At 62.7% G+C, this 15,013-nt stretch carries 14 protein-coding genes; 10 read left to right on the top strand and 4 right to left on the bottom strand.

What is annotated here, in order from left to right:
- From cobF to cysK, 7 genes are all read left to right on the top strand, one after another.
- Positions 1-759: a precorrin-6A synthase (deacetylating) gene (gene cobF, locus GSQ90_RS00305; protein ID WP_158812482.1), complete on the top strand. Its 759-nt coding sequence runs from the start codon at positions 1-3 to the stop codon at positions 757-759.
- A gap of 108 nt (positions 760-867) precedes the next feature.
- Entirely contained in the window at positions 868-1,629 is a 762-nt protein-coding gene (gene ubiE / locus GSQ90_RS00300; protein WP_158812481.1) for a bifunctional demethylmenaquinone methyltransferase/2-methoxy-6-polyprenyl-1,4-benzoquinol methylase UbiE, read from the top strand.
- A 2-nt stretch (positions 1,630-1,631) separates the two neighbouring features.
- Complete coding sequence (gene ubiB / locus GSQ90_RS00295; protein ID WP_158812480.1) at positions 1,632-3,200, top strand: 2-polyprenylphenol 6-hydroxylase; 1,569 nt, start codon at positions 1,632-1,634, stop codon at positions 3,198-3,200.
- A 46-nt stretch (positions 3,201-3,246) separates the two neighbouring features.
- Positions 3,247-4,515, top strand: a complete 1,269-nt coding sequence (gene coaBC, locus GSQ90_RS00290; RefSeq protein WP_158812479.1) for a bifunctional phosphopantothenoylcysteine decarboxylase/phosphopantothenate--cysteine ligase CoaBC — start codon at positions 3,247-3,249, stop codon at positions 4,513-4,515.
- A complete protein-coding gene (gene dut / locus GSQ90_RS00285; protein ID WP_158812478.1) occupies positions 4,512-4,973 on the top strand; it encodes a dUTP diphosphatase in 462 nt (153 codons plus the stop codon). Before coaBC ends, dut begins: the two co-directional genes overlap by 4 nt.
- Before the next feature lies 1 nt (position 4,974).
- Positions 4,975-5,427 carry an Rrf2 family transcriptional regulator gene (locus GSQ90_RS00280; protein WP_158812477.1) on the top strand — a complete coding sequence of 151 codons (453 nt, stop codon included), beginning with the start codon at positions 4,975-4,977 and terminating at the stop codon, positions 5,425-5,427.
- 105 nt (positions 5,428-5,532) lie between these two features.
- Positions 5,533-6,522, top strand: a complete 990-nt coding sequence (cysK, locus tag GSQ90_RS00275; RefSeq protein ID WP_158812476.1) for a cysteine synthase A — start codon at positions 5,533-5,535, stop codon at positions 6,520-6,522.
- A 23-nt stretch (positions 6,523-6,545) separates the two neighbouring features.
- Here the strand turns inward: cysK and GSQ90_RS00270 are convergent, their stop codons facing one another.
- Complete coding sequence (locus tag GSQ90_RS00270) at positions 6,546-7,778, bottom strand: AGE family epimerase/isomerase (RefSeq protein WP_246731345.1); 1,233 nt, start codon at positions 7,776-7,778, stop codon at positions 6,546-6,548.
- Between the two features lie 211 nt (positions 7,779-7,989).
- Here GSQ90_RS00270 and GSQ90_RS00265 point away from each other — a divergent pair, with 211 nt between their 5' ends.
- A complete protein-coding gene (locus tag GSQ90_RS00265; RefSeq protein ID WP_158812475.1) occupies positions 7,990-8,964 on the top strand; it encodes a S1C family serine protease in 975 nt (324 codons plus the stop codon).
- Between the two features lie 58 nt (positions 8,965-9,022).
- Positions 9,023-10,222, top strand: coding sequence for a radical SAM family heme chaperone HemW (gene hemW / locus GSQ90_RS00260; RefSeq protein ID WP_158812474.1), 1,200 nt, complete (start codon positions 9,023-9,025; stop codon positions 10,220-10,222).
- A gap of 9 nt (positions 10,223-10,231) precedes the next feature.
- Here the strand turns inward: hemW and GSQ90_RS00255 are convergent, their stop codons facing one another.
- From GSQ90_RS00255 to GSQ90_RS00245, 3 genes are all read right to left on the bottom strand, one after another.
- Positions 10,232-11,113, bottom strand: coding sequence for a 3-hydroxybutyryl-CoA dehydrogenase (locus tag GSQ90_RS00255; protein WP_158812473.1), 882 nt, complete (start codon positions 11,111-11,113; stop codon positions 10,232-10,234).
- 107 nt (positions 11,114-11,220) lie between these two features.
- Positions 11,221-12,165, bottom strand: coding sequence for an electron transfer flavoprotein subunit alpha/FixB family protein (locus GSQ90_RS00250; RefSeq protein ID WP_158812472.1), 945 nt, complete (start codon positions 12,163-12,165; stop codon positions 11,221-11,223).
- 1 nt (position 12,166) lies between these two features.
- Positions 12,167-12,913: an electron transfer flavoprotein subunit beta/FixA family protein gene (locus tag GSQ90_RS00245; protein WP_158812471.1), complete on the bottom strand. Its 747-nt coding sequence runs from the start codon at positions 12,911-12,913 to the stop codon at positions 12,167-12,169.
- A gap of 314 nt (positions 12,914-13,227) precedes the next feature.
- On the opposite strand from GSQ90_RS00245, the gene GSQ90_RS00240 reads away from it, so the two are divergent.
- On the top strand, positions 13,228-14,814 hold the full coding sequence (locus tag GSQ90_RS00240; protein WP_158812470.1) for an ABC transporter substrate-binding protein: 1,587 nt from the start codon (positions 13,228-13,230) through the stop codon (positions 14,812-14,814).
- Positions 14,815-15,013: the final 199 nt, after the last annotated feature.

Below are 15,013 nucleotides of genomic sequence, written 5' to 3'. Positions count from 1 at the left end.
ATGCGGAAGTTGTTTATTATCGGCATCGGCGCCGGACATCGCGACCATATCACCGTGCAGGCGGTCGAGGCGCTCAACAAAGTCGATGTCTTTTTTGCGCTCGACAAGGGGCGCGAGAAAGAGGATTTGGCGCGCCTCCGGCAGGAGATCTGCGAAACCCACATCAAGGGCAGATCATACAGGACCGTCTCCGCGCCGGACCCAGAGCGCGACCGGAAGCCCTCATCCTACGAATCGGCCGTGAAGGATTGGCATCAGCGGCGGGTCGCCATCTTCGAGAGGATGATTGCGCAAGAACTGGGCGAGGACGAATGCGGCGCCTTTCTCGTTTGGGGCGATCCGGCGCTCTATGACAGCACGTTGCGGATCGTCCAACAGATCCTCGCCAGAGGCGCTGTGCAGTTCGCCTATGAAGTGATTCCCGGCGTCAGCAGCGTCCAGGCCCTCGCCGCCGCCCACAAGATTTCCCTGAATCAGATCGGGACGGCGGTCGAGATCACCACCGGCCGCAACGTGGCGGCGGGCTTTCCCGACGGATTCGACAATGTCGTGGTGATGCTCGACGCCGATTGCGCGTTCAAGGCCGTTAAGGACGCGGACGTGGATATCTATTGGGGCGCTTATATCGGAACGAAAGATGAGATTCTTGTGTCGGGCGATGTGCGGGCGGTCGCCGCCGAGATCGAGCGAATTCGAGCCGAGGCTCGGGCGCGAAAGGGATGGATCATGGACATTTATCTCCTGCGGAAGCGTGAGTAGGCATTGAATCGGTTTTGGCGTGCGCCCGACCGCAAAAAGGGCGCCGCGCGGGAAAGAATGCTATCAGCGTCGTCAATCGCTATGGTCCGTCGCCATCGGAGCCAGTTTATGTCGTCGTCGGTTCGTGAAAATACGCATTTCGGCTATCAGCAAGTCCCGCTCGATGAGAAGCAGGGGCTGGTCGATGACGTCTTCCATAAGGTCGCCGACCGCTACGACCTGATGAACGATCTGATGTCGTTGGGCTTGCACCGGCTGTGGAAAGACCTGCTCGTGGCCAAAGTGCGGCCTCCCCGCGACCGGCCGTTCGCGCATCTCGATGTCGCGGGCGGCACCGGCGATGTCGCTTTTCGCGTCGCCGACGCCGGCGGCCGGCTCACCGCGGTGACGGCGCTCGACGTCAACCGCGATATGCTGCGGGTCGGTCGCGAGCGTGCGGCCAAGCGTAAAACCGGCGAGCGCGTGACCTTTGTCGAGGGCAATGCCGAGGCGCTGCCGTTGCCCAGCGATCGTTTCGACGCCTATACGATCGCATTCGGCATCCGCAATGTGCCGCGTATCGACAAGGCTTTGAGCGAGGCCCATCGCGTGCTGAAGCGCGGCGGACGCTTCCTTGCCCTTGAATTCTCGCGCGTCGATACGCCGCTTCTCGATCGCCTCTATGACGCCTATTCCTTCACCGCCATTCCCGCGCTGGGCAAGGTCATCACCGGCGATGGCGAGCCCTACCGCTATCTCGTCGAATCGATCCGCCGCTTCCCAACGCCCGAGCGTTTCGCGGATATGATCGGCGACGCGGGCTTTTCGCGTGTGGATTTTACAAGATTGTCCGGAGGCGTGGTCGCCATTCATTCAGGCTGGAAACTCTAGATTTGCGGCCCTTTGCAAATCTCGGCCATTGCGCCCGCCTCGCCCGGGCCGGCTTCGTGCTTGCGCGCGAAGGCGCGTTCGTCGACATCGATCCGCACATATTGCCGCCGTTGGCGCGCGCGCCGCTTGCGCTCGCCAATCTTTTGGCGCGGCGCGGCGCCAAGGGCCTTGGCGGCCTCTCCGCCGCGATCGACCGGCTTGGCCCTTCCTATGTGAAGCTTGGCCAGTTCGTCTCGACCCGAGCCGACATTGTCGGCCCCAAAGTCGTGGAACAGCTTGAACGGCTGCAGGATCGGGTGTCCCCTCAACCGCGCAGCGTCGCCGTCGCGACGATCGAGACGGCCTTTGGCGTGAAGCTCGACACTCTGTTTGTCGAGTTCGGCGAAGCGGTAGCCGCGGCTTCGATCGCCCAGGTGCATCGCGCACGCGTCAAAGACGGCGAGGGAACGCGCGAAGTCGCGGTGAAAGTTCTGCGCCCGGGCGTCGAGCGGCGCTTCGCCCGCGATCTTTCCGATATGTTTTTTGCCGCAAGGCTGGCTCAACGCATGGCGCCGGATATGCGCCGATTGAAACCGGTCGAGATTGTCGAGGCCCTCGCGCGTTCGGTGCGCATTGAGATGGATTTTCGCCTTGAGGCGGCCGCGGCTTCCGAGTTCGCCGAAAATACGGCCGACGATTCTGAGTTTCGCGTGCCCGCGATCGACTGGGATCGCACTACGCGCGAGGTGCTGACGACGGAGTGGATCGACGGCCTGCCGTTGTCCGATCCGGACCGGCTCGCCGGCGCCGGATTCGATCCGGCCAAACTGGGGCGCACGCTTATCCAGTCCTTTCTGCGCCACGCTCTTCGCGACGGGCTCTTTCATGCCGACATGCACCAGGGCAACCTGTTCATCGATCTGCAAGGGCGCATCGCTGCCGTCGATTTCGGCATTATGGGGCGTCTCGGGCTGAAGGAGCGACGGTTTCTCGCCGAGATACTTTACGGGTTCATCACCCGTGATTATCAACGCGTCGCTGAAGTGCATTTCGAAGCTGGTTATGTCCCGCAAACGCATCGGGTCGAGGATTTCGCGCAGGCTATTCGCGCTATCGGCGAGCCCATCCATTCGCGCACCGCCGACCAGATTTCAATGGCCAAGTTGCTGACATTGCTCTTTGAAATCACGGCTCTCTTCGACATGGCGACGCGCATCGAACTGGTCATGCTGCAAAAGACCATGGTCGTGGTCGAAGGCGTCGCGCGCAAGCTCGACCCCAGGCTCAATATGTGGGCGACCGCCGAACCGGTCGTCGGCGCCTGGATCGCCGAGAATCTGGGGCCGCGCGGCAAAATCGAGGACCTCGGCCGCAATCTTTCTCTACTCGCCAAAGTCATCGCCGGCGCCCCGCAACAGTTGGAGCGGCTCGGCCGCCTGATCGAGCATTGGGAAGACGCGGCGGCGTCGGGCAGCCTGTTCGACAGTCTTGAAAAGATCGCATTGCGCGACGAGCGGCGTTTGGCTTTCGCGCCGATGGCGGTTCTTGTTGCGATCGCGGCGCTCCTCGCCTGGATCGCCTATCGCCTATGATGGTCTTGCGGCGTTTTAAGGTCCCTCCTGTCGATGGTGTCGATCGATGACTGAAACTTCTCTGTCGGGCTCCCGCATTCTCCTCGTCATTGGCGGAGGCATCGCGGCCTATAAGGCGCTTGAGCTCATCCGCCGCTTGCATGAACGGGGCTCCCACGCGCGCGTCGTGATGACGGCGGCCGCCAGGCAATTCATCACGCCTCTTTCGGCGGCGGCGCTCAGCGGCGATAAGGTCTATGAGGATCTGTTCTCGCTGACCGACGAAGCCGAGATGGGTCACATCGAATTATCGCGCGAGGCCGATCTGGTCGTCGTCGCGCCGGCCACTGCGGATCTGCTGGCGCGTATGGCCAATGGCCTCGCCAATGATCTGGCGACGACGGCGCTGCTGGCGACCGACAAGAAAACTCTGGTCGCGCCGGCGATGAATTTGCGCATGTGGCTTCACCCCGCGACGCAGCGCAATGTCGGCGTGCTTCGCAACGATGGAATTCTGTTTGTTGGGCCCGACGACGGGGACATGGCTTGCGGCGAATATGGCCCGGGCCGAATGGCCGAGCCGATGGCGATCGTCGCGGCGATCGAAGACGCCTTGTCCAGGCCGACCACCCTTGCGCTGCCCCCAGGGGTTGGGCGCACCGATAAGGAACCAAAAGGGCCGCTTGCCGGCAAACACGTGTTGGTGACTTCAGGCCCAACTCATGAACCGATTGATCCCGTGCGCTTCATCGGCAACCGCTCCTCTGGCCAACAGGGTCACGCTATCGCCCAGGCGGCGGCCAAGGCCGGCGCAAGAGTGACGCTCGTCAGCGGGCCGGTTTGCATCGCCGACCCTGCGGGCGTCGAGACGGTCCATGTCGAAAGCGCCCGCGAAATGCTGGCGTCGGTGGAGGCGGCCATGCCCGCCGACATTTTCATCGCGGCGGCGGCGGTGGCCGATTGGCGCGTCGAGCATTCGGGGGCGCAAAAGATGAAAAAAGGCGCGGGCGGACCGCCGCGTCTTACCCTGATCGAGAACCCCGACATTCTTGCGGCGATTGGCCGCAACTTAAACAGTCGTCCCGCGTTGATTGTCGGATTCGCCGCCGAGACGGAAAATCTGATCGAAAATGCGCGTCGTAAATTAGAGCAGAAGGGGTGCGATTTGATCCTCGCCAATAGCGTCGCCGAAGGGTCTGGAACATTCGGCGGAAAGACCAACGCCGTCCATCTCGTAACGCCGACGGCGGTGGAAGCCTGGCCGACAATGAGCAAGCAGGAGGTAGCCGCGCGACTGGTTGATCGACTGGCCGCTATGCTGCATAACAAGTCATGATCAATGTTCCGATCAAGAGGCTTCCGCACGCGGCGGATTTGCAGCTACCGATCTATCATACTGAAGATGCAGCCGGTTTTGACCTGATGGCTGCTTCGGCGGCGGATGCCGACATCGTCCTCCAACCTGGCGGAAGAGCGCTGATCCCCACGGGGTTTGCGATCGCCTTGCCACGGGGCTATGAGGCGCAGGTCAGACCCCGCTCGGGGTTGGCGCTTCATTCCGGGGTTACAGTCCTTAACAGTCCCGGAACCATCGACGCCGATTACCGTGGAGAGATCGGGGTCATATTGATAAATCTCGGGAGTCATCCGTTTGTGATCAAACGCGGCGCGCGAATCGCGCAACTTGTCGTTTCTCCTGTTGAGCGCGTTGCGCTGGTGGAGAGCGACGGATTGGAAGGCAGCGCCCGCGGCGCGGGTGGATTTGGGTCAACTGGACGCGGCACGGAGAAATAGCATGAATCTTTTATCGAGGCGCAGCATGCTTGCGATCGCCGCAGTCGTGGATGTGGCGCTTTACGCCCGGCCCACGCCGGTTGCAGCTAAATCGCTCGCCGCGCGCCATCATTTGCCGCCGCGCCATCTTGAAACGCTGCTGCAGGGGCTCGTTCAAGCCAATATCCTGAAGGGTGTGCGCGGGCCTCGCGGCGGTTATGAGCTCGCTCGCGAAAGACGCAAGATCACGGCAGGCGAAATCGTGCGCACCGCTTTGGCCTTGAGCGCGGCTGATCCGAGCGAAATCGGCGCCTCTTCCAAGCTCGTCAAGAAAGTTATCGAACCTAGCGTTCGAAAAGCCGGGGACGGATTTCTCGCCAATCTCGACGCCATCACCGTTGAAGACCTTTGCGCCGAGGCGGTCACCGCCCGAATCCTTGAAGACGATAAAGCCGGCGGGGATTTTGCGATCTGACAATGCGGTTGGACGCATTGCATATAGACACTCTGTCCATTGCTGATAGCATTCGCAGCGTCAGTCGCCGGCTGTAGACATCGGCGGCGCAGTGGAGGATTCGTGATGGCCGACGCTCATTCGAAAGGCGCTGAGCCTGGGGCGCGCGCTCCCGGCAGAGGGCGTATTTATGATTCGATTACCGACACAATCGGCGACACGCCGATCGTCCGTCTTGATCGAATCGCGAAGGAGAAGGGCGTCGGCGCGCATCTTCTGGCCAAGCTCGAGTTTTTCAATCCGATCTCCAGCGTCAAGGACCGTATCGGGGTGGCGATGATCGACGCTCTGGAGGCGCAAGGCAAAATCGCGCCGGGGCGCGGCGTGCTTGTCGAGCCGACCTCCGGCAATACGGGGATCGCGCTCGCCTTTGTCGCCGCGGCGCGCGGTTACAAACTGATCCTGGTCATGCCGGAATCGATGTCGATCGAGCGGCGCAAGATGCTGGCCCTGTTAGGGGCCGAGCTCGTCCTGACGCCGGCGCCGCAAGGAATGAAAGGCGCAATCGCCAAGGCGCAGGAGATCGTCGCCGCGACGCCTGGCGCCGTCATTCCCCAGCAATTCGAAAACCCGGCTAACCCGGAAATCCATCGTCGCACGACCGCTGAAGAAATCTGGAACGACACCCATGGCGAGGTCGACGCGATCGTTTCAGGCGTCGGCACAGGCGGAACGATCACCGGCGTCGGTCAGGTGCTGAAGGCGCGCAAGCCCGGCCTCAAAATGATCGCGGTGGAGCCGGAAGATTCACCGGTTCTGTCGGGCGGCCAGCCGGGCCCTCACAAGATTCAAGGCATCGGCGCGGGGTTTGCGCCGGCCATCCTTGATCGCAGCGTGATCGACGAGGTCGTCACAGTGGGCAACCAGACCTCTTTCGACACGGCGCGGCTGGTCGCTCGCCTTGAGGGCGTTCCGGTTGGCATTTCCTCTGGCGCCGCCATCGCCGCCGCGATCGAAGTCGGCCGACGCCCAGAATACGCTGGCAAGAACATTGTCATCATCATCCCGTCCTTCGCCGAGCGCTATCTTTCGACGGCGCTGTTTGAAGGATTGTGAGATCGAAGGCGTCGTTCGGGCGCTCAGCGCGTCCGAACGATGCCGCGCGTCAGGCTCGAATTGGCCGGATAGAGCGGAATGAGGCAGGCCTGCAGGGCGTGGTAAATGTCCGGCTTGCCGACGAAATATCCGTCGATGGGACTCAGCGAATCGTCGAGTTGCGGAATCCAGCCGCCCTGGCGCCGGTCGATGAAATGGCGCGCCGAGAAGCTCCAGATGCGCCGGTACCAGTCCTCATAAAAAGCGCTGCTTTCATGCGCCGCCAGAAACGCCGCCGCGCCGATTCCTTCACAGCATGGCCACCAGATCCGGTCGCGGATACGGGGCGCGCCGCTCCACTCGAGCGTGTAATAAAAGCCGCCAGTCGCCGCGTCCCAGCCAACGCTCGTCGCCTGGACGAAGAGCCCCTTGGCGGCGCCTGGCAGCCAATCGACCCGGCGCTCGCCCAGTTCCCATAATTGCATGGCGAGGCGCGACCATTCGAGCCAATGACCGGGCGTCGTTCCATAAGGGCGGAACATGTCGGAGCCCTTATATTCCCGGTCGATCGTCCAGTCGCTATGGTAGTGCTCGGGCACGCGCCATTGTTCGGATCCCGCCATGCGCCGCAAGATCAGATCGGCGATGCTCTCCGCTTTTTCTAGATAGCCGCGCTCGCCTGTCGCCTCGAACGCCGCCATCAGCGCTTCGGTCAGATGCATGTTGGAATTCTGTCCGCGATAGGCTGAAATCGGCGACCAGTCGGCCGCGAATTCCTCGGCGCTCGCGCCATGCGCTGCTTCCCAGAAGCGTTTCTCCAGCACCTCGCTGATGTCAGCCAAAAGCTTGTCGGCGAGCGGATGGCCGACGAGTTTGGCGCTCGAGGCGGCAAGCAGCACGAAGGCGTGGCCATAGGCGAGCTTTTCGCGCTCGCGCGGCCCATTGTCGTCGAAGGACCAGAAATAGCCGCCGTTCTTCGCGTCGCGATGGCGATTGAGGATGGCGTCCATGCCGTGGTCGACGAAATCACCGGCGCCCGGCCGCCCCAGGAGATGGCCGATGGCGGAGCAATGGACCATGCGCGTGGTCGCGTGCAAAGGGCGAACGGCGTCGCTCTTGATCGCATGGCCCGCATTGTCGATGGCGTGGAAACCGCCGGCGGGATTAAACGATTCGCTCTCGAAGAACGTGAAGAGGTCGTCGGCCTGGCTCTGCAGCCAGCGGCGGTGGCCGTCGTTTTGACGCCATGGCGGAGAAGCGGCGGACATATCTGTCATTGACCAAACGGCCTCCCGATGCTGCCGGTCCCGGCGCCGGACGCGCGAAGCAAGATCGGGCATTTCGTTGAAGAGGACAAGGGAGGGCGCGCAAGGGACGGCGACGCCAAATCATGTCGACATGCGCGGCCTGATCGAAAAAGCTGGCGACTGGTTGTTCGACGGTCGCGTCATACCTAAATCACTGGTTCGTTTCGCACAGGAAGAGTTCATGGCCGAGAAATCGCGTTGGGAAGCTTCGTCGCCCGATCAGCCCAGAGCCGAGGAGTTCGGCTTCGATCTGGATCACGCCCTCGAATCCATCGTGGCGATCCGCTCGGCGATCCCGCCGGACGCCTTCACTGCGCCCATTCTGGGCGTCGAGAGAGCGGGAAGCGGCGTCGTCATTCGCGAGAGCGGGCTGGTCCTCACCATCGGCTACCTGATCACCGAGGCGGAAAGCGTCTGGCTGACCAGCGCCGACGGTCGCGTTACTCCCGCCCATGCGCTGGCCTATGATCAGACGACCGGTTTCGGCTTGGTGCAGGCCCTGGGCAGGCTCGGACTGCCGGCGCTGAATTTCGGCCGCTCGAGCGAGGCCAAGCCCGGCGATCCGGTCGTCGTCGCGGGCGGGGCCCGGGGGCAATCGGTGCGCGCCCGCGTCATCGGCAAGCAGGAGTTTGCGGGCTATTGGGAATATTTGCTGGACGAAGCGATCTTCACGGCGCCCGCTCATCCGTTCTGGGGCGGCGCCGGGCTGATCGGACAGGACGGCAAGCTCCTGGGCATCAGCTCGCTCCACATCCAACAGGAGGCCGAGGAGGGCTCACGGCGCGATATCAACATGATCGTGCCGATCGACTTGCTGCCGCCGATCCTCGACGATCTTCTTGCCTATGGCCGGGTCAATAAACCGCCGCGGCCTTGGCTAGGCGTTTATGCGGCCGATATCGAAGGCAGGATCGTCGTCTTCAATCTGGCCGAACGTGGACCGGCGGCCGCCGCCGGCCTGCGTGAAGGAGACATCGTCTCCTCTGTACGCGATTCCAGCGTCGAAAGCCTCGGCGATTTCTATCGCAAGGTCTGGAGCTCCGGTCCCGCCGGCGCCGAGATTCCCATCGAGGTCGTGCGCAACAAGCGCAGCCATTGGCTGCGCATCAACTCGGCCGACCGCGACGCCTTTCTCAAAAAGCCGCCGTTGCATTGAGGGGCGGGCCAAAATGGAACATTCTGGCGCCGGCCGCGACAAAATGGCATAAGGCGGGATGACCGTCGCCGCGAATCTCTCTCCGCACGCGCCTGCCGCCCAGGACGGCGCTTCCGATCCGGGCTTCGCGCTTTATGTCCATTGGCCGTTCTGCCTCGCCAAATGCCCTTATTGCGACTTCAACAGCCATGTGCGCTCGACGGCGATCGACGAAGATCGCTATGTCGCCGCCTTCCGCGCCGAGATCAGGCATCGCGCCGAAATCGCGCCAGGCCGCATCGTGCGCTCGATTTTCTTTGGCGGCGGCACGCCCTCGCTGATGCGCCCGCAGACCGTGCAGGCGATCATCGACGCCATCGCCGAGGCGTGGAGCGTCATGCCAGGCGCCGAAATTACGCTTGAGGCCAATCCGACCAGCGTCGAGGCCGGGCGCTTTCGCGGCTATCGCGCGGCGGGCGTCAATCGCCTGTCGATCGGCGTGCAGGCGCTGAACGACGCCGATCTGAAATTCCTTGGGCGTCGCCACAATGTCGAGGAAGCGCTCGCCGCGCTGAAAATCGCAGCTTCGATCTTTTCGCGCCATTCGTTCGATCTCATCTATGCGCGTCCAGGACAGAGTCTGGAGGCGTGGCGCGCCGAACTCGCCCAGGCGCTGGATCTGGCGGGCGAGCATCTCTCGCTCTATCAATTGACGATCGAACCCGACACGATGTTCGAGCGCTTGTGGAAGGCCGGCAAACTGGCGGTTCCCGACGCCGATCTCGGACGCGAATTGTTCGACGCGACGCAGGAGATCACGCAGGCGCACGGGATGCCGGCCTATGAAGTGTCCAATCACGCCAGGCCCGGCGCCGAAAGCCAGCATAATCTCGTCTATTGGCGCTACGGCGAATATGCCGGCATTGGTCCCGGCGCGCATGGGCGCCTGATCACGCCGGCGGGAAGGCGCGCGCAATCGGCCGAGAAGCATCCGGAGATGTGGCTCACGCAAGTCGAGAGCGAGGGGCACGGCCTGATCGAGAATGAGCTGCTGACCGCCGAGGAACAGGGCGACGAATTTCTGCTGATGGGGCTTCGCTTGACCGAGGGCATCGATCCCGAGCGCTTCAAAGCGCTGAGCGGGCGCACGCTGGATGAACGCCAGATCAGCACGCTCACGGCGGACGGCTTTCTTGTCGCCGACGAGGCGGGGCGCGTACGCGTCACGCCGCTGGGCTTTCCGCTGCTTGATTCGGTGGTCGCCGATCTGGCGGCGTGAAGCGCCAGCCTATCTTGTCGGTACGGGGTGCTCGCCGCGGTAGTCGTAAAAACCGCGCTGCGTCTTGCGCCCCAGCCAACCCGCCTCGACATATTTCACCAGCAGCGGGCAGGGTCGGTATTTGGAATCGGCGAGGCCCTCGTGCAGCACCTGCATGACGGCCAGGCACGTGTCGAGGCCGATGAAATCGGCCAATTGCAGCGGACCCATCGGATGATTGGCGCCAAGGCGCATCGCGGTGTCGATCGCATCGACCGAGCCGACGCCTTCATAGAGCGTATAGATCGCCTCGTTGATCATCGGCAGCAGGATGCGATTGACGATGAAGGCGGGAAAATCCTCCGACATGGTCGACGTCTTGCCGAGCCGCGTGATGAACGCCTTAGCCGCTTCGAACGTGTCGTCCTGGGTAGCGATGCCGCGAATCAACTCCACAAGTTGCATGCGCGGCACGGGATTCATGAAATGGATGCCGATAAAGCGCTCGGGATGTTCGGTTACCGAGGCGAGGCGGGTGATCGAGATCGACGACGTATTGGAAGCGACGATCGCATCGGGTTTGAGGAACGGGCGAAGGCCCGTGAAGATTTTGCGCTTCACGTCCTCGTTTTCGGAGGCGGCCTCGATGATCAGATCGCAATCGCCGAGCTTGTCTTGACCCGACGCGGTCGCAATGCGCGCGAGCGTCGCGCTGCGCTCGGCTTCGTCCATCTGGCCTTTGGCGACCTGACGCGCCAGAAGGCCGTTGATCGTCGCCAGACCCGCCTGCAGCCGCTCTTCCGCAATGTCGTTCATCACGACTTCAAGGCCGGCCTGGGCGCAGGCCTGCGCGATGCCGCTGCCCATTTGTCCGGCGCCGATCACGCCGACTTTGTTGATTGTAAACGTCATTTTCTCATCCGGCGGCGCCTGGCGCCCAAGACGACGCATCCGATGCTAGCGGTAGCGAACATGGACGCATCAGCATCCATAGCCGATTGACGCGTTGCAACAAAGGCCTATCGTCCGATTTTTGTCAGCTCCTCGGCGAGTTCGGGCAGCGCGGCATAGAGATCGGCGACGAGGCCGTAATCGGCGACCTGGAAGATCGGCGCCTCTTCGTCCTTGTTGATCGCGACGATGACTTTCGAATCCTTCATGCCGGCCAGATGCTGGATCGCGCCGGAAATGCCCACCGCGATATAGAGATCGGGCGCGACCACCTTGCCGGTCTGGCCGACCTGCCAATCGTTGGGGGCGTAACCGGCGTCGACCGCGGCCCGCGAAGCGCCCATCGCCGCGCCGAGCTTGTCGGCGACCGGTTCGATATAGGTCTTGAAGTTCTCTGCCTTCTGCATCGCCCGGCCGCCCGAAATGATGATTTTGGCCGAGGTCAGTTCGGGTCGGTCGGATTTGGCCAGCGCTTCGCCCCTGAATGACGAAAGGCCGGGATCGGGCGCAGCGCTCGCCGCTTCGATCGGCGCGGGGCCGCCCGCGCCCGTGGCGGCGAAGGACGGCGTGCGGATCGTGATCACCAGCTTGGGATCGGTCGATTGAACCGTCTGGATCGCGTTGCCGGCATAGATCGGCCGCTCGAACGTATCGGGCGCGACGACTTTGGTGATGTCGGAAATCTGCATGACGTCGAGCAACGCGGCGACGCGCGGCAAGACGTTCTTGGAATAGGGGCTGGACGCCGCGACAATGGCTGAATAATCGCCGGCGAGGCTGACGATCAGCGCCGCCAGCGGTTCGGCGAGCCCATGTTCGTATCGCGCATCGTCGGCGACGCGAACGCGGGCGACGCCCGCCAGCTTACTGGCGGCTTCCGCCGCGCTCGCGACATGGCTTCCCGCGATCAACACATCGACCGGGCCGCCCAGTTCAAGCGCGGCGGTCAGCGCCCGCGCGGTGATGTCGGCCAAATGGCCATTCGAAACTTCGGCAAAAAGGAGGGTCGCCACGTCAGATCACTCCCGCTTCTTTAAGTTTGCCGACAAGCTCCGCCACACTCTTGACCTTGACGCCCGCCTTGCGTCCGCCAGGCTCGGTCGTCTTGAGAACCTTGAGCCGCGGCGCGATATCGACGCCGTAATCGGCGGGCGTCTTCTCGTCGATTGGCTTTTTCTTCGCCTTCATAATATTGGGCAGCGAGGCGTAGCGCGGCTCGTTCAGGCGCAGATCGGTGGTGACGATCGCCGGCAGCTTCAATTCGACGGTCTGCAGGCCGCCGTCGACCTCGCGCGTCACTTCGACCGACCCCTCGCCGATGACCACCTTTGAGGCGAAGGCGCCTTGTCCCCAGCCGGTCAGCGCGGCAAGCATCTGGCCCGTCTGGTTGCAATCGTCGTCGATCGCCTGCTTGCCCAGAATGACCAGGCCCGGCTGTTCGGCTTCAATGACGCCCTTCAGCATCTTGGCGACCGCCAGCGGCTCGACCGGCCCGTCCGTCTTGATGAGAATGCCGCGATCGGCGCCCATGGCCAGACCCGTGCGCAACGTCTCGGCCGCCTGCGCCGGACCGATCGACACGACGATCACTTCGCTCGCCTTGCCCGCTTCCTTCTGGCGAAGCGCCTCTTCGACGGCGATTTCGTCGAACGGGTTCATCGACATTTTGACGTTGGCGAGCTCAACGCCCGAGCCGTCCGATCTCACCCGAATTTTGACGTTGTAATCGACCACCCTTTTTACGGGCACAAGAATTTTCATCTCTGTCGCGAGCTCCGTCGAGGCGCTATGGGCGCGCAGGCCCTTGGCGAATAAGGCCTGAACCCCTAATCGCGGCGGCCGGCTAAGTCAACGAGACCGGGCTTGCCAAGAACGCGAAGACGCAAAGTGGGACGGTGGGGCTGGCGAGGCCATTGCCCGAGACGCGTTCGCACGTCGGCCAAAGTTCGGTCGCTGAAATATCGGCAGGATCATGCCGCTCTGATATGGCTAGGGAATGGGCTGCGCGCGCGTCGCGGCGAAGCAGGCGTCAGCCTCGTCGAAATAGCGATAATCCGCTTGGGGAGGCGGCGGCGATGAGCCAATGGGATTGTCTGACGGAAAGACTGAGGCTCGGGGCGATTTCGCGCCGCGCGTTCATGGCGCGTGCGACGGCGCTTGGCCTGTCCGCGCCGCTCGCCATTGGCGCAACCGGCAGCTTGGGCGCCCCTGCGGCTGAAACGCCCAAGAGAGGTGGAACGCTGCGCCTCGCTCTGGCGGGCGGAAGCAGAACCGATCGCATCGAACCGGCCAGCTATGCGGATTCGGTAATGATTTCGGTCGGCCGCGGCCTGTTCAACGGGCTTGTCGAACTCACCGCCGAGGGCAGGCTCGCGCCGGAATTATCATCGAGCTGGGAGGCCCGGAACGGCGCAGTTGTTTGGGTTTTCAACTTACGCAAGGGCGTCAAATTCTCCAATGGCCAGGAATTCACCGCCGATGACGCGATCTATTCCCTGAACCTGCACCGCGGCGAGAGCGTGTCCCGGGCCAGCGCCGCGATGAAGGCGGTCAATGACATCAAGAAACTCGACAAGAACCAAATCCAGATCACGCTTGGCGCGCCCGACGCCGACTTCCCCGCCGTCCTGACCGACCCTCATCTGCTGATGGCGCCCGACGGCTTTAAGGATTGGTCCCGGCCGATCGGAACCGGCGCTTTCGTGCTCGACAAATTCGATCCGGGCGTCCGCATCGCGCTCAAAAGGGCTGGCGATTACTGGAAAGAGGGCCGCGGCCATCTCGACGCGGCCGAAATTACGGTGATCGGCGATTGGTCGGAACGCCTCGACGCTTTGATCTCCGGTCAGGCCGACATCGTCAACCGGGTCGATCACAGGACCGTCGGGCTGTTCGCCAAGACGCCCAGGTTGAACGTCATCGTCGCGCCGGGCGGCTGGCACGCGGTTTTGGCGATGGAGATGGACAAGCCGCCCTACGACAATCTCGATATCAGGCTGGCCCTGAAATATGCGGTCGATCGCGAACAGATTCTTAAAGCCCTGTTCGGTGGTTATGGCGCGCTCGGCAATGATCACCCGATCCCGTCAGGCGATCCTTATTTCAACAAGGACCTGCCGCAGAGAAAGCGCGATCCGGACAAGGCCGCCTTCCATCTCAAAAAGTCCGGCCTGGACCCGACGCTTCTGCTGCAGGCCTCCGACGCGGCCTTTCCGGGCGCCGTCGACGTCGCCGCGCTCGTGCAGTCCAGCGCGGGCAAGGCCGGACTCAAGATCGAACTCAAGAACGAGCCGGTCGACGGTTTTTGGGACAATGTGTGGCTCAAGGCGGCTTTTGTCGAAAACTGCTGGAAAGGGCGCGCGGCCGCGACTCAGATTCTGTGGGATGTCTACCGGGCCGGTGCGCCTTTGAACGAATCTCATTGGAAAAACGACAGGTTCGAACAGCTTTTAGTCGACGCCAGAAGCGAAACGGACGAAGGCAAGCGCAAAGGCTACATCTGGGAGATGCAGGCGATCCTGCATGAGGACGGCAGCGCTGTCATTCCCGTGTTCCGCGATTGGATCGACGCCAGTCGCGACATTCTGGGCGGCCACACGCCGCACGGCGGCTTCGAAATGGACAATGGCTATATTCTCGACAAGGCTTTCTTCAAGGCTTGATCGACGGCCGCCTTGGTATGTCTCAAGTGGAACAGACCGATCGCGAAACGGCGGGGGAGGCGAGTCCGGAGCTCTCGCCCTTGCCGCGCGCGCCCTTCATTGGCTATACGGCTCAGGCATGACCTCGACGCGTTGCGAACTTGCGGGGAAAGGTTAAGCATCACTTCTAAGGAATCACGGCGACATCCGGTCTGGTCGA

This window comes from Methylocapsa sp. S129 (assembly GCF_009765995.1).
Taxonomy (GTDB): domain Bacteria; phylum Pseudomonadota; class Alphaproteobacteria; order Rhizobiales; family Beijerinckiaceae; genus Roseiarcus.
This window is presented reverse-complemented; position numbering and strand designations above follow the sequence as displayed.

Excerpts from the sequence above, each read along its gene's own strand:
- dut (WP_158812478.1), top strand. The coding sequence starts at position 4,512 with ATGATCAATGTTCCGATCAAGAGGCTTCCGCACGCGGCGGATTTGCAG.
- cobF (WP_158812482.1), top strand. The coding sequence starts at position 1 with ATGCGGAAGTTGTTTATTATCGGCATCGGCGCCGGACATCGCGACCAT.
- GSQ90_RS00245 (WP_158812471.1), bottom strand. The coding sequence starts at position 12,913 with ATGAAAATTCTTGTGCCCGTAAAAAGGGTGGTCGATTACAACGTCAAA.
- cysK (WP_158812476.1), top strand. The coding sequence starts at position 5,533 with ATGGCCGACGCTCATTCGAAAGGCGCTGAGCCTGGGGCGCGCGCTCCC.
- GSQ90_RS00270 (WP_246731345.1), bottom strand. The coding sequence starts at position 7,778 with ATGACAGATATGTCCGCCGCTTCTCCGCCATGGCGTCAAAACGACGGC.
- GSQ90_RS00240 (WP_158812470.1), top strand. The coding sequence starts at position 13,228 with ATGAGCCAATGGGATTGTCTGACGGAAAGACTGAGGCTCGGGGCGATT.
- GSQ90_RS00255 (WP_158812473.1), bottom strand. The coding sequence starts at position 11,113 with ATGACGTTTACAATCAACAAAGTCGGCGTGATCGGCGCCGGACAAATG.
- GSQ90_RS00280 (WP_158812477.1), top strand. The coding sequence starts at position 4,975 with ATGAATCTTTTATCGAGGCGCAGCATGCTTGCGATCGCCGCAGTCGTG.
- GSQ90_RS00265 (WP_158812475.1), top strand. The coding sequence starts at position 7,990 with ATGGCCGAGAAATCGCGTTGGGAAGCTTCGTCGCCCGATCAGCCCAGA.
- coaBC (WP_158812479.1), top strand. The coding sequence starts at position 3,247 with ATGACTGAAACTTCTCTGTCGGGCTCCCGCATTCTCCTCGTCATTGGC.
- hemW (WP_158812474.1), top strand. The coding sequence starts at position 9,023 with ATGACCGTCGCCGCGAATCTCTCTCCGCACGCGCCTGCCGCCCAGGAC.
- ubiE (WP_158812481.1), top strand. The coding sequence starts at position 868 with ATGTCGTCGTCGGTTCGTGAAAATACGCATTTCGGCTATCAGCAAGTC.